Here is a 13,846-nt window from a genome sequence, read left to right as displayed (position 1 = left end):
GATGGATAATTTAATTGGTAGTGTTGTTAACGGCGTTTATACAAAAACGGATGCCTCTAACGAGTTAACAAAAGCTAACAATAATGTCAGTACATCGAAAACGGAAGCTAAAAAGGATAATGGCTACAGTCAGGAAATGTTTTTAAAGCTCTTGGTGGCAGAAATGCAGCATCAGGATCCAATGGAACCAACTGATAATAGTCAATATGTAGCACAGCTTGCATCATTCACACAGATACAGGCAATACAAGCCGTTCAAGATGACATGGCAGATATGCAGGCCAATTCACTTGTAGGTAAATTCGTAGCACTTACAGATGAGAATCAAGAAATTCATGGCCGTGTAGATTATGTTAGAACAGATGATGACGGACAGATTTGGGCATCAGTAAACAACAAAGAATATGAGATAGACAAAATTACTTCAGTAGTTAATGAGAGTTACTACAATGCAGTTTCTATTGCTGACACATTCATTACAACACTTGAAAAGCTTCCAGATATTGAACAGCTTTCATTGGGAGATTTGGATAAAGTCAAATATGCAGTTGACTTATACAATTCTATGGATGACTACAGTAGAAGCTTCGTAAATACAGCTTATGAAGATTATCTTAAAAAGCTGGTTAGCAAAATGGGAGATTTAGAAAAGGCCAAAGAGGAGGCAGATACGGAACAAAAAGCCGCATCTTCTGCTACTACAGAAAACTCAGGAGCAGCAGCTACAGATTCAACTGAAGCTAGTACAGAGACTACAGAAAGCTCAGATGAATCAGAAGAAACTGAAGAGGCAGCAGCTGAGGCAGTAGAGGACGATGGCCAGTAGGAGGGTAATATGAGCAATTTAAATATTAATCCAAATTTCACCTCCATCGAAAGGGTAGCTGGGACCTATCTAAATCCAGCGGCTGAGTCAAAGCCACTTGGTACACTTAATGGAGCATCTTTTGAAGATATATTTAAGCAAAAGCTTCAGGCAACTTCTGAGCTTAAGTTTTCAAAGCATGCAACACAAAGACTTGATGATAGAAATATTGAACTGACAGAAGAGCAGTCTCAAAGATTATCAGAAGGTGTACAAAAAGCTTCGGCTAAAGGAATTACTGATTCTCTTGTGTTAGTTGATACATTGGCGTTTATAGTTAACGTTCCTAACCAAACTGTAGTTACGGCTATGGATCAAACTGAATCAGATGAAAACATTTTTACAAATATTGACGGTGCTGTTATAGTTTAGCTGGACCTTATGGAAGCTAATGTCACTGACTGACAGATGTGACAAAACAGCCACCTCAATTGTCATTTTATTGAGGAGGTCATTCATTATGATGAGATCACTTTTCTCTGGTGTGGCAGGTCTAAAAACTCACCAGACAAAGATGGATGTTATTGGTAATAACATTGCAAACGTTAACACTGTTGCGTTTAAATCATCGGCAACCACTTTTTCTGATATCATGTATCAGACCACTCAGCAGGCTTCATCTGCCACAGAAAATCGTGGTGGTACTAATGCTAAGCAAATTGGTCTTGGTGTAACAAATGGTGCAACAAAGGTATCTATTACATCAGCTGGTGCTGCACAGTCTACAGGTGACGCGCTAGATATCAGACTTACAGATGCAAATTCAACAAATTTCTTTATAGTCAGCAATGGCTCTGAAAACGTATTTACAAGAGCTGGTTCATTCTACATTGATGGTAATGGTAACCTTGCAATGACTACAACAGGTTATCTTGTAATGGGATGGCAGGTTGACCCTAACGACCCAGCTAATATACTTAAGGATACAGTTTCAGCTCTTAGAATTATGAAGACTGAGAATCTTACAAGTGCACCAGAAGCAACAACAATGGCTAATTTTAGTGGTGTAATTGATAAGAATGATAGCCAGTTTAATTCTACTAACGGTTATGTTCGTTCTTTCACTTTCTATGATAGCTTAGGTTATTCATATACAGCAAAGTTTGCTATTAAGCTAGAGGATGGTACTGATGGGAAATATACTGTAGAGCTTACAAGTATTACAGATTCAAATAATCAGGATATTTTGGCTAAATACATAAGCGGTGGCGGAAACTATTCTGATATCTTTGGTACACAGACAGCAAAGGACTATTCCTTGGCAGATGGCTACACAGTTAGCAATCAAGGAACAGGTACTTCATTAATAATTACAGATGGAACAACTGATTATACCTACAACGAGACATATACAGATGCTTCAGGTGTGACTTATAACAATGTATTCGTAGGTAATGATGCGAATTCAACAGTTCTTACACTAGCAGCCGTTTGCGGATACCAAAGTAGTACTCCTGTAAATGCTGTTGCTGCAGGCACAGATAATTCAAAGCTTGCCATTACAACAACATCATATGCTCTTAAATTTGATACACAAGAAGGTACATTGACTTATGCTGGAACACCAGGCCAGACACAGCTTACAATGAATTCTTCTCTATTGGGACCTAGTGATGAGAAAGCAGCTATTTCTAATATTACAATCGATTTTTCACAGTTATTAAATTACGATAACGGTGGAACATCAACTGCAGTTGCGAATAGAGGTATTCCTGATGGTTCTTCAATGAAGGGCGAAGGTAAAAAGTTAGGTACAATGACAGGTCTTTCTGTTAATGGTAATGGTAAGATATATGGTTCTTATAGCAATGGTAATACCGTTCTCTTAGGTCAGATTGCAGTTGCACAGTTTGCAAATGCTTCAGGTCTTGAGGAAATGGGTGATAACTGCTACAAGACAACACTTAACTCAGGTGAATTTGATGGAATAGGAATCGAGATTTCAGCTGATGGATCTTCTATGAATACTGGACAGCTTGAAATGGCAAACGTTGATTTGTCAAGCGAGTTTACTGATATGATTACTACGCAGCGTGGTTTCCAGGCTAATTCACGTATTATTACAGTTTCAGATACTATGCTTGAGGAGCTTATCAATCTGAAACGTTAGTGAGTGGAGTTGATACATAGAAAATTAAATAAATGATTTAAAGTGGCCAAGTAGTCTAGGCAAGCGCGAGTAGGGGATACCATGTCAAGCATGGGAAGGACCTACGCCGGAGGGAAAAGTGTGATGTTTTCTTTGAAAACATCGCTCTAGTAAGCGAAGCTTACAGAAAAAGGGTTCCCATGCGAAGGCATGGAGGGTGCCCTACGGGAGCATGTAAGATTACAGGGCCACTTTTTACTTAATTTTTGGTAAAATTCTAAAAATTTTGTGAAAATTCTATATATAGTGGGTAGGACATGAAAAAAACACAATAATATGGGATGATTTTACTGAATAAAGTAGACAATAATTGGTAAATCTAGTAAAATAATCACAAAAGTATTTACCGTGTATTTCTATACAATAACTCGATAAAAGGGTGGTGAGAGTACTTTGGATATAGGGTCTCTAATCGGTTTATTACTTGGTGTTGTAATGGTAGTTTTCGGTATCGTTTCATCAGGTGGTGTAGCCGCAATGGCAAACTTCATAGATGTTCCATCAGTTATTATCACCATTGGCGGTTCTTTGTCTTCATGTATAGCATGTAATAAAATGCCTGACTTTACTCGAGGACTTAAAGGCTTTGGCATTGCATTGAAAGAACCTGCTATCGGAAATGCGGCTGATACTATTGGTAACATCATTAATCTTGCCAATATCTCTCGAAAAGAAGGTATTCTTGCCCTTGAAGAAGCTGCACATAGTATAGAAGATGAATTCCTAAAAAAAGGAATTAACTTAGTAGTTGATGGTACTGATCCAGAACTTGTTAGAGCCATTCTTGAAACAGACATGAGCTGTCTCGAGGATAGACATAAAGTTGTTGTTAACTTCTGGTCTAAATGGGGTGAAATGGGACCTGCCTGGGGAATGATTGGAACATTGGTTGGACTTGTAAACATGCTTCAAAACTTGGAGGATGCATCTACAATCGGACCTAACATGGCGGTTGCTTTACTGACCACTCTTTACGGCTCTTTGATTGCTAACTGGCTTACTGGTCCTATCGGTACCAAGTTAGGTGTTAATAACAACCTAGAAATCATGATGAAGAGTATTACTGTGGAGGGCTTGCTTTCAATTCAAGCAGGCGAAAACCCACGTGTTATAGAAGAAAAGCTTAAATCATTCCTTCCACCATCAGCTAGAGAAGGCATCGGTGGAGATAGCGGAGGAGGTGAAGGCTAATGGCAAAGAAGCAAAAGCAAGAAGAAGCTCCTGCTGGGTCTCCTGCCTGGATGGCCACTTTCTCCGACTTGATGAACTTGCTACTTTGCTTCTTCGTTTTGCTTTTCTCAATGAGTAGTACGGATACAGAAAAGTTTCAAGAAGTTATAGCTAGTATTCAGTCTAGTTTTAGTATTTTTTCTTCAGGCGGATCTTCAATTGGTGAAGGTCAGATGATTTCATCCGGAATCAGTCAGCTTGAAATGTTTGATGATTATTTTAATAGCGTTCACGATGGCGATGATGAGCAATATGAAAAAGAAGGTTCTAGCGATAGTGAAAGCGAGGGAGATCTTTCTCAGGATGGAGCATCTACGGAGCAACAAACCAGCTCTAGTGATATTTCTGTAGAAGAAGCGGTTGAGGCCTTGGAGGAGGCTGGCGCTTCTGAAAGCGAAACAATTGCAGAACAAATCGAACAGAAGCTTTTGGAGTACGGACTCCAGGATCAGGTCGAAGTAGATTTTAACGCAGAGTATGTAATGATCACAATTAACGGAGCTTTGCTTTTTGATTCAGGAAAAGCAGTACTTACAGATGAAGCTCTTGGAATTGTTGATAATTTAGCAAAGGTTCTTGAGGAGTACAACGAAAACATAATTGAGATTGAGGGACATACAGACAATGTTCCAATGTCATCTGGCACATATGAAAACAACGATGTTTTGTCTATGTATAGAGCACTATACGTGGCAGATAGAATTAGAGAAGTCACCAATTTAAATCCAGCATATATTAAATCGGCTGGTAGAGGTGAGTACGTCCCAATAGCAGATAATAGTACTGCAGAGGGAAGAGCCCGTAATCGTAGGGTTGAGATTAAGGTTTACAACAAGTATTCATCTGATTTAACAGAGTAGAAAGGATTGCCTTATGAAAAAGAATTTGATTACAGTCGTAATACTAGCACTAGTTGTGGTAAATCTTGTTCTTACAGCGATTCTTACAATTTCTATCGTACCTGAAACACAAAAGGCAAACGAATTAATTACAAAAGTATGCTCGGCAATTGATTTGGATTTACGGGCGGGAGATACGGCTGGTTCATTAGCAATTAAGGTTGAAAATATGGTTGACTATGCAGTAAATGCTGGTGAGACCATGACAATAAACTTAGCAGATAGTGGCGATGGCAACTTGCATTATGCGGTTCTTGGAGTTTCGTTATCTCTAGATAGCACAAATGAAGATTTTGCTAAATTTGGTGATGGCGCAGGTAACCTTGATACATACGATAACGTAATAAGCGATACTATTAAAACAGAGGTTGCTAAACACACTATCGAAGATATGCGAAATGATGAAGAGAGTGTAAAGGAAGATATTTTGGAAGCATTACAGACTTTATTCCAATCATCCTTTGTTGTTAGAGTTAACTTCTCTAGTGCAACATATCAATAAATGCATATTTTTTCTGAAAGAAAAATTATGCTGTGAGCCCCATTGCGGAGTAATCTTTTAATGGGCGAACTTCATTGTTAAAAAAGGGAAATAAGGTGGTGGTTTTACTTGGGCGATGTCCTTTCTCAAAACGAAATAGATAATTTGCTTAATGCTTTGACTAGTGGTGAGTTGGATGCTGACGAAATCAAAAACACCAAGGAAAGGCCTGTAAAGAATTACGATTTTGCTAGACCTTCAAAGTTCTCAAAGGAGCATCTTCGTACACTAGAAATTATTTTTGAGCATTATGGAAGATTGCTTTCAACCAACCTTCCGATTTTCCTAAGAAAAAACATTCAGGTAGAAGTAATGAATTCGGAAGCTGTTACCTATATGGAGTTTTCAAATTCACTTTCGAATCCTGTACTTTTAGGCATAGTTGATTTTGCCCCTCTAGAGGGAAACACAATTGTAGAAATGGCCTCTAACCTGGGTTTTGCTATGGTTGATAGAATGTTAGGCGGCGTAGGCGAACCCCTTGACAAAGTTAGAGATTTCTCTGAAATTGAGCTTTTAATAATTGAGAGAGTAATGACATCTTGTATTGATTTACTTAGAGAGCCTTGGGAAAACGTAGTAGATTTACATCCTAGACTTGAAAGAATTGAAACAAACTCTCAATTTGCTCAGATTATTTCACCATCAGAAATGATTGCTATTGTTACCCTTAATATCAAAATAGGTGATGTTGAGGGACTTATGAATATTTGTCTACCTTTTATTACTTTAGATCCAGTTATGGACAAATTGAACACAAAGTTCTGGTATAGTAGTCAAAAGGAGAAAACCGGCGAGAGCTATTCAGATGCTGTAGAAGCGTTGATTAACCACGCAAAGATACCTATAAAAGCGGTTTTAGGAAATAGCACTATTACCGTGGCTGATTTCTCTCAGCTACAGGTTGGTGATATAGTACGACTTAATACAAAGGTCGACGAAGAACTGGATGTTTTTGTGGGCGATATTAAGAAGTTCTCAGCCCTTCCAGGCGCTTCAGGAAAGGATTACGCAGTTAGAGTGACACAAATCATAAGGGAGGAGCAGTAGAATGGGCGATGGTGTATTATCACAGGATGAGATAAATGCACTACTTAGCGGAGGCATTCCAGACGCACCCTCTGATGGAGGTGGCGGCGGTGCCGCTGGCGGAGAGCTTTCTAGTCAAGAGATAGATACTATTGGCGAGGTTGCCAATATCAGTATGGGTAGCGCAGCTACCACATTGTTCTCTCTTGTTAACAAAAAGGTTGAAATTTCTACTCCAGTAGTTACTGAAACCAATTGGAATGATTTAGCATCCGGATATGATAAATCCTGTGTCGTTGTTAGAATCGGTTACACCAAGGGCTTAGATGGTAGTAACATTCTTGTTTTAAAAGAAGATGATGTAAAGGTTATCACCGATCTTATGATGGGCGGTGATGGAACCAATATAGATGGCGAAATTACAGACTTGCATCTATCAGCTATTTCAGAAGCTATGAACCAGATGATGGGTGCTAGTGCAACTTCATTATCATCTATGCTTAGCAAGATGGTTGATATTTCACCACCTACGGCAACCCTTACAGATCTAACTCAAATCGAGCCAGGTGATATTGATGCATTCTTAAAAGACAATTTTGTTAGAATTGCTTTTAAAATGGAAATAGGCGATTTGGTCAATAGTGAGATGATGCAATTGTATCCAATCTCACTGGCCAAGGAGATGTGCGAAGCGGTACTTAACAACATGGAAGCTGACAACAATTCTTCTGTTGATGATGGTGTGGCAGAATCAGCACCACCACCAGCACCAGAACCAGCACCAGCTGCAGCTGCACCGCCTCCACAGATGGCACCACCACCAGCTGGTATGCCACAGATGGATCCAAGCATGATGCAAGGACAGCCAATGATGGCTCCTTACATGTATGCACCGCCACCACAAATCAACGTTCAACCGGCACAATTTACGCCATTTGGACCAGGTTTTTCAGCGCAGTTCGCACAGGAAAACATAGACTTAATTCTTGACGTACCACTGGAAGTTACAGTAGAATTAGGTCGTACAAACAAAACAATCCAAGACATTTTGGATTTTGCTCCAGGTACCATCATCGAGCTAAATAAAATAGCCGGTGAACCAATAGATGTACTTGTAAATGGCAAGTATGTGGCAAAAGGCGAGGTAGTAGTTATAGAGGAGTCTTTTGGTGTACGTATAACAGAAATCATCAAAGAATAAACAATATATTTAAGGAGATGAAAACATGGCAAAAAACATTTTAATTTGTGACGACGCTGCTTTTATGAGAATGATGATTAAGGATATTCTCACAAAGAACGGTTACAATGTAGTAGGAGAAGCAGAAAACGGTAAAATCGCTGTTGACAAGTATGCAGAGCTTTCTCCAGACCTTGTTCTTCTTGACATCACTATGCCTGAAATGGACGGTATTGGTGCGTTAAAGGCTATCAAAGAAAAGGATCCTAATGCATGCGTTATCATGTGTTCTGCTATGGGCCAGCAGGCAATGGTTATCGAAGCCATCCAGTCAGGTGCAAAGGACTTTATCGTTAAACCATTCCAGGCTGAGAGAGTTCTTGAAGCTGTAAAGAAGGTTATCGGATAAATCATGCTTATCCTTTCTTCGGCGGGCGATAGTTTCTTTCAACTATTGTTTATGCTAATAGTTTTTGTAGGGATTCTGGCTTTGACATACTATGTAACCAAATGGATTGCAGGGTATCAAAAGGTTCAGGGGCTTAATAAAAATCTTGAAATAGTTGAGGCTATCAGAATTACAAATAATAAGTTCGTCCAGATTGTTCGTGCTGGAGAAAACAGATATTTTGTAATAGCAGTTGGTAAAGATGAAGTCAATTTGCTAGGGGAGCTTTCTTCAGAAGACTTGAAAGAAATTTCTAGTCAGGATACAGAGGATTTAAAGCCACCGGTTGATTTTAAATCCATTCTGGACAAGTTAAAGAAGAATAGTTAATAATACGGGCTGGATGTTGTTATGAAAAAATTTCAGAAGGTGTATGTAATTTGTAGCTTACTATTTGCAGCTACTGTTATTTGTTACACCCTTTTTGTAGGCACAATTACTGCCTATGCAAATGAATATAATTATGATACAGAGTACGATACAGAGTATGGGGCCACCAATCAAGATTATGGAGCAACAGAGAATGCGCCCAATGCCTCAGATGAGACTGTAGGAGAAAGGGGATTTACCCTGACATTCGATGGAGAGGATGGTAATTTTACGGCCACCCTTAGAATGCTTCTCATTCTTACGATTATTGCGCTATCTCCATCAATTCTCATCATGCTTACGTCCTTTACGAGGTGTGTTATAGTTTTACACTTTGTACGCGCTGCTGTAGGAACTAATACAGCGCCACCGAATCAAGTGTTGATTGGTTTGGCGTTGTTTTTAACATTATTCATTATGTCTCCTGTTTTTACACAGATCAAAACAGAGGCAATTGATCCTTTCGATGCTGGTGAAATTACTCAAGAAGAAGCCATAGATGCAGCAATTGGTCCTCTTAGAGAGTTTATGTATGGCCAGACACAGACAAAGGATTTGAATCTATTTTGTGATATTGCTGGGGTTACATACGAAAATTATGAGGATGTAGCCTTTACAATATTAGTTCCAAGCTTCATTTTATCTGAGCTTAGAACGGCATTTATAATTGGATTTTTGATTTATATTCCATTTATTGTTATTGATATGGTGGTCGCATCGGTACTTATGTCCATGGGTATGATGATGTTGCCGCCTACAACTATTTCGCTTCCTTTCAAGATGCTACTTTTTATTTTAGTTGATGGTTGGGATTTAGTTATTGGAGGTTTAGTAAAAACGTTTTACTGATTATCCAGGGTAGGAGAGAAAAGTTATGACTGAGGGGCAGGTATTAGATATCATTAGAGATTCTATTTATACACTTCTTATGGTTGCTTTACCACTTTTATTGGTTTCGCTATGTATTGGTTTGGCAATCAGTATATTTCAAACTGTTACATCAATTCAGGAACAGACACTTACCTTTATTCCTAAAATAGTCGGCGTTTTTGCTGCGCTTATTATTGTTGGTCCATGGATGCTTTCGGTACTGACTGAGTATATTAACAAGTTATGGGCAAATTTTAGTATATATTTGGGCTGAATAAATGTTTAGTGTTGACTTTACCTTACAAAATTTTGAATACTTCTTGTTAATCCTTACTCGCATATCCATGTTTGTAGTGGTGGCACCATTTTTTAATACCCGTAATACTCCAGCAATGGCTAAAATCGGCTTTTCAGCTATAGTATCCTTGATGTTGTATTTTGTGGTTGATTTTAGTGCCCTAAATTATTCTACAGTTGTTGGATATGCTTTTTTAGTTATTAGAGAGGCAATTACCGGGCTGCTTATAGGCTTCTCCACTTATTGCTGTACATTTATTATCCAACTGGCAGGCCATATGATAGATATGAATATTGGTTTATCAATGGCTCAAGAGTTTGATCCTTCAATCGGCTCAGAGACATCAGTATCTGGTTTGTTATATAACCAGTTTATAATGATTCTACTGATTTTGTCAGGAATGCATCGTTATATTTTGAGAACATTCTGCGATGCCTTTGAACTGATTCCTCTGGGAGGAGCGATATTTGAATGGGATTCCCTTATGAGCTCGATGCTCATTTTTATTTCAGATGTTTTTGTCATTTCATTTAGAATCATACTTCCAATATTTGCGGTAATTATGGTACTTAATGCGATACTTGGAATTATGGTAAAGGTAGCGCCACAGATTCACATGTTTTCTGTAGGTGCTCAGCTAAAAATCATTGTTGGTTTTGTTGTATTGTTTTTAACAGTATTTTTATTACCTAATGTTGCAACATTCATTTTTAAAGAAATGAAGTATTTAATGGCATTGTTTTTACAGGGAATGTATTGATGTATGAAGAAAAAAGCTTGCTAATTGAATACAATCTCCAGTTCTTTGCAGATGGAGAAGGTGGGGAGAAAACTGAGCAGCCTACCTCTAAGAAGCTTTCTGATGCCAGAAAAGAGGGCAAGGTAGCCAAAAGCAAGGAGGTTGTTAATGGCTTTTCTTTGCTGGGCTTTTTCTTGAGTCTTAAAATGTTTATTTCATTTGCAGGAGATAGGTTCTATGAAATATTTACTTGGATATATGCTATAATACCAGATATAGTAGAGATGAATGGTAGCGGTCTAACTATACAGACAATATCTGGTATTTTTAGAAGTGTTTTTACCAAGATGCTATTCATACTATTACCGTTTCTTGTAATTGGGTTTATTACACATTTTGTTGCTAATTTAGTTCAGGTTGGATGGAAAATCACATTTAAGCCACTACAGCCTAAGCTTAGCAAATTTAATCCTATAAGTGGATTTAAAAGAATTTTTTCAAAGCAGTCCTTAGTCAATCTAATATTGGCTTTAGCAAAAATCACACTTGTTTTTTATATCGCCTACATATGTATTAGGGACCAGGCGGATAATTTGTTTTTGCTATACGATGTTAATTTGATAAATGCTTTAAATCTTATTTTTGATCTTATTATTGAGGCGGGTATAAAAATAAGCGTTATATATATAATTCTTGGTTTTGCTGATTATGCATATCAAAAATATAAGTTTACTAATGATATGAAAATGACAAAGCAAGAAGTTAAGGATGAATATAAGAATGCTGAAGGAGATCCTAAGATTAAAGGACAGCAGCGTCAGAGAATGATGGAGAGCTCTAGACGTCGAATGATGAATAACGTTCCTCAAGCGGATGTTGTTATCACAAACCCGACTCATATTGCAGTTGCAATTAAGTATGACAACACAAAGGACGAAGCTCCTAGAGTTGTTGCAAAGGGAGAAGATTACTTGGCGTTCAAAATCAAAAATCTTGCCAAGGATACTGGGGTACCTGTTGTAGAAAATAAACCTTTAGCACGAGCATTATATGCTACTGTTGAAATCGATGAGGTTATACCGCCTGAATTATATCAGGCTGTTGCAGAGATTTTAGCTGTTGTTTATACAAACAGGGCTAGTTAGTAAAATAATAGGAAGGGGGGGATTAGTATGGATTTAGCAGCATCAGTCAAAAAGGCGGATGTAGGTATAGCTCTGTACTTGCTTGCTGCTGTTACCTTCTTTATTATCCCAATTCCAAATTTCTTACTTGATATAATGATAGCTTTCAATATTTCCATCGCGCTTATAGTACTTATGAATGTACTGTTCGTGAAGGAAGTACTTGACATGTCATTCTTTCCAACACTGTTACTTTTTACCACAATTTTTAGAATTTCACTTAACGTTTCATCCACTAGATTAATTCTTTCAACTGGCGATCCTGGTAATGTAGTTGCTACATTCGGAAGCTTCGTTGGTGGAAATGATTTAGTAATTGGCGCAATTATTTTCATTGTTTTGATTATTATTCAGTTCATGGTTATCAATAAAGGTTCTGAGCGTGTAGCTGAAGTATCAGCACGATTTACATTGGACGCTATGCCTGGTAAACAGATGGCCATTGACGCAGACTTAAATACAGGTGCAATCGACGACGCAGAGGCTAAACGTCAAAGAGATAAAATTCAAGAAGAATCAGCATTCTTCGGAGCTATGGACGGTGCTACAAAGTACGTAAAAGGAGATGCAACGGCAGGTCTAATTATCACAGTTATAAACCTTGCTGGTGGTACTGCCATGGGAATGATTAATCAAGGCCTTCCAGCGGCTGAGGCTTTACAGCAATTTGGTATTCTAACAATCGGTGATGGATTGGTTTCTCAGATTCCTTCCCTTTTGGTATCTCTATCAACTGGTATTTTGGTTACAAAGGGATCTAAGGCTGCCGATTTCTCTGGCACATTAGTTAGACAGCTTTTTGGTATTCCAAAGGTTTTATATATTGTTGGTGGAACAATGGCCTTTCTTGGAATTGCAACACCTCTTAATCCAATTTTATTCATTGCCTTTGGCGGAGCTTTCATTGCAACAGGCTATTCAATGGCAAAGACAATTGGCGAGGAAGAGATCGAGCAAGAGGTTGCACATGAGGAAACAGAAGCAGAAGAAATTCGAAAACCGGAAAATGTTGTTTCCTTGCTGCAGGTTGACCCTATCGAATTAGAGTTTGGCTATGGAATTATTCCTTTGGCTGATGTTAATCAAGGTGGAGATTTGCTGGACAGAGTTGTAATGATACGAAGGCAAATTGCTTTAGAGCTTGGTACTGTTGTTCCAATTATTCGACTGCGTGATAACATTCAGCTGAATCCTAATCAATACATAATCAAAATCAAAGGTATCCAGATTACAGAGGGTGAGATTCTATTTGACCACTACATGGCTATGAATCCAGGTTACGTTGAGGAAGAAATAACCGGTATTCCAACCTTTGAACCATCCTTCCATTTGCCAGCAATTTGGATTACTGAAAGTCAGCGAGAAAGGGCGGAATCTCTTGGCTATACAGTAGTTGATCCACCATCTATTATAGCTACTCATTTGACTGAGGTTATTAGAAGTCACATAGCAGAGCTCCTTACAAGACAGGATGTGCAGAATCTTGTTGATAACCTTAAGGAAACAAATCCTGTTATCGTTGAAGAGCTTATACCTAAATTACTTGGCTTGGGCGATGTTCAAAAGGTATTGCAGAACCTTTTATCAGAGGGTGTATCTATAAGAGATTTGCTTACAATTTTTGAAGTTTTAGCCGATCATGCCACAACAACTCATGATACCGATGTTCTTACTGAGTATGTAAGACAGGGATTAAAGAGAGCTATTTCCGGCAGATATTTTGCTCCAAATGAAACAACTCAGGTAATTACTGTTGATCCAAAGGTAGAGCAGGACATTATGGCTTCAATTAAGCAGACAGAACAGGGGGCTTACTTGACCTTAGATCCAGAGAGGATAAAGGCTATAATAGCTTCTCTTGATGAAGAAATTAAGAAGCTAGAAGAGATGGGACGAACTCCTATTGTTGTTACATCTCCAATTGTTCGAATGTATTTCAAGAGCATGACAAAAGATTACTTTAAGGACTTAATTGTTGTTTCTTACAATGAGATAGATTCAAATGTAGAGCTATCATCAGTAGGAATGGTTACAGGGTGAGAATA

The 13,846-nt window shown here is 38.3% G+C and carries 15 protein-coding genes; all 15 read left to right on the top strand.

Annotation, left to right across the window (positions count from 1 at the left end; all coding sequences use genetic code 11):
* The first annotated feature begins 1 nt into the window (after window position 1).
* Window positions 2-826, top strand: a complete 825-nt coding sequence (locus E7276_RS01400) for a flagellar hook assembly protein FlgD (protein WP_294212775.1) — start codon at window positions 2-4, stop codon at window positions 824-826.
* 9 nt (window positions 827-835) lie between these two features.
* Entirely contained in the window at window positions 836-1,237 is a 402-nt protein-coding gene (locus tag E7276_RS01395; protein WP_294212772.1) for a TIGR02530 family flagellar biosynthesis protein, read from the top strand.
* An 88-nt stretch (window positions 1,238-1,325) separates the two neighbouring features.
* Complete coding sequence (locus tag E7276_RS01390) at window positions 1,326-2,975, top strand: flagellar hook protein FlgE (protein ID WP_294212770.1); 1,650 nt, start codon at window positions 1,326-1,328, stop codon at window positions 2,973-2,975.
* Window positions 2,976-3,407: 432 nt separating this feature from the next.
* Window positions 3,408-4,205 carry a motility protein A gene (locus E7276_RS01385; RefSeq protein ID WP_294212767.1) on the top strand — a complete coding sequence of 266 codons (798 nt, stop codon included), beginning with the start codon at window positions 3,408-3,410 and terminating at the stop codon, window positions 4,203-4,205.
* Window positions 4,205-5,104, top strand: a complete 900-nt coding sequence (locus tag E7276_RS01380; RefSeq protein ID WP_294212764.1) for an OmpA/MotB family protein — start codon at window positions 4,205-4,207, stop codon at window positions 5,102-5,104. The genes E7276_RS01385 and E7276_RS01380 overlap by 1 nt, the downstream gene beginning before the upstream one ends.
* Window positions 5,105-5,117: 13 nt before the next feature.
* The gene (locus tag E7276_RS01375; protein WP_294212761.1) at window positions 5,118-5,645 is read left to right on the top strand and encodes a flagellar basal body-associated FliL family protein; all 528 of its coding nucleotides are present in this window, start codon (window positions 5,118-5,120) and stop codon (window positions 5,643-5,645) included.
* Between the two features lie 108 nt (window positions 5,646-5,753).
* Entirely contained in the window at window positions 5,754-6,734 is a 981-nt protein-coding gene (fliM, locus tag E7276_RS01370) for a flagellar motor switch protein FliM (RefSeq protein ID WP_294212759.1), read from the top strand.
* Between the two features lies 1 nt (window position 6,735).
* Window positions 6,736-7,914: a flagellar motor switch phosphatase FliY gene (gene fliY, locus E7276_RS01365; RefSeq protein WP_294212756.1), complete on the top strand. Its 1,179-nt coding sequence runs from the start codon at window positions 6,736-6,738 to the stop codon at window positions 7,912-7,914.
* A gap of 25 nt (window positions 7,915-7,939) precedes the next feature.
* Window positions 7,940-8,302, top strand: a complete 363-nt coding sequence (locus E7276_RS01360) for a response regulator (protein ID WP_028243865.1) — start codon at window positions 7,940-7,942, stop codon at window positions 8,300-8,302.
* An 81-nt stretch (window positions 8,303-8,383) separates the two neighbouring features.
* Window positions 8,384-8,671 carry a flagellar biosynthetic protein FliO gene (locus E7276_RS01355; protein ID WP_294212751.1) on the top strand — a complete coding sequence of 96 codons (288 nt, stop codon included), beginning with the start codon at window positions 8,384-8,386 and terminating at the stop codon, window positions 8,669-8,671.
* 21 nt (window positions 8,672-8,692) lie between these two features.
* On the top strand, window positions 8,693-9,559 hold the full coding sequence (gene fliP / locus E7276_RS01350; RefSeq protein WP_294212749.1) for a flagellar type III secretion system pore protein FliP: 867 nt from the start codon (window positions 8,693-8,695) through the stop codon (window positions 9,557-9,559).
* A gap of 25 nt (window positions 9,560-9,584) precedes the next feature.
* Complete coding sequence (gene fliQ / locus E7276_RS01345; protein ID WP_294212746.1) at window positions 9,585-9,854, top strand: flagellar biosynthesis protein FliQ; 270 nt, start codon at window positions 9,585-9,587, stop codon at window positions 9,852-9,854.
* A 4-nt stretch (window positions 9,855-9,858) separates the two neighbouring features.
* Entirely contained in the window at window positions 9,859-10,638 is a 780-nt protein-coding gene (locus E7276_RS01340) for a flagellar biosynthetic protein FliR (RefSeq protein WP_294212742.1), read from the top strand.
* The gene (flhB, locus tag E7276_RS01335) at window positions 10,638-11,762 is read left to right on the top strand and encodes a flagellar biosynthesis protein FlhB (RefSeq protein WP_294212740.1); all 1,125 of its coding nucleotides are present in this window, start codon (window positions 10,638-10,640) and stop codon (window positions 11,760-11,762) included. The genes E7276_RS01340 and flhB overlap by 1 nt, the downstream gene beginning before the upstream one ends.
* Window positions 11,763-11,789: 27 nt before the next feature.
* Window positions 11,790-13,841: a flagellar biosynthesis protein FlhA gene (gene flhA, locus E7276_RS01330; protein ID WP_294212738.1), complete on the top strand. Its 2,052-nt coding sequence runs from the start codon at window positions 11,790-11,792 to the stop codon at window positions 13,839-13,841.
* Window positions 13,842-13,846: the final 5 nt, after the last annotated feature.

Source organism: Pseudobutyrivibrio sp. (genome assembly GCF_015057185.1).
Lineage (GTDB): Bacteria > Bacillota > Clostridia > Lachnospirales > Lachnospiraceae > Pseudobutyrivibrio.
The sequence above is the reverse complement of the archived record's forward strand: the minus strand, read 5'-3'. Positions and strand labels throughout refer to the sequence as shown.

What these genes read in the sequence shown, in the direction of transcription:
- E7276_RS01400 (WP_294212775.1), top strand. Translation starts at nt 2, where the DNA reads ATGGATAATTTAATTGGTAGTGTTGTTAACGGCGTTTATACAAAAACG.
- E7276_RS01395 (WP_294212772.1), top strand. Translation starts at nt 836, where the DNA reads ATGAGCAATTTAAATATTAATCCAAATTTCACCTCCATCGAAAGGGTA.
- E7276_RS01390 (WP_294212770.1), top strand. Translation starts at nt 1,326, where the DNA reads ATGATGAGATCACTTTTCTCTGGTGTGGCAGGTCTAAAAACTCACCAG.
- E7276_RS01380 (WP_294212764.1), top strand. Translation starts at nt 4,205, where the DNA reads ATGGCAAAGAAGCAAAAGCAAGAAGAAGCTCCTGCTGGGTCTCCTGCC.
- E7276_RS01375 (WP_294212761.1), top strand. Translation starts at nt 5,118, where the DNA reads ATGAAAAAGAATTTGATTACAGTCGTAATACTAGCACTAGTTGTGGTA.
- fliY (WP_294212756.1), top strand. Translation starts at nt 6,736, where the DNA reads ATGGGCGATGGTGTATTATCACAGGATGAGATAAATGCACTACTTAGC.
- E7276_RS01360 (WP_028243865.1), top strand. Translation starts at nt 7,940, where the DNA reads ATGGCAAAAAACATTTTAATTTGTGACGACGCTGCTTTTATGAGAATG.
- fliP (WP_294212749.1), top strand. Translation starts at nt 8,693, where the DNA reads ATGAAAAAATTTCAGAAGGTGTATGTAATTTGTAGCTTACTATTTGCA.
- fliQ (WP_294212746.1), top strand. Translation starts at nt 9,585, where the DNA reads ATGACTGAGGGGCAGGTATTAGATATCATTAGAGATTCTATTTATACA.
- E7276_RS01340 (WP_294212742.1), top strand. Translation starts at nt 9,859, where the DNA reads ATGTTTAGTGTTGACTTTACCTTACAAAATTTTGAATACTTCTTGTTA.
- flhB (WP_294212740.1), top strand. Translation starts at nt 10,638, where the DNA reads ATGTATGAAGAAAAAAGCTTGCTAATTGAATACAATCTCCAGTTCTTT.
- flhA (WP_294212738.1), top strand. Translation starts at nt 11,790, where the DNA reads ATGGATTTAGCAGCATCAGTCAAAAAGGCGGATGTAGGTATAGCTCTG.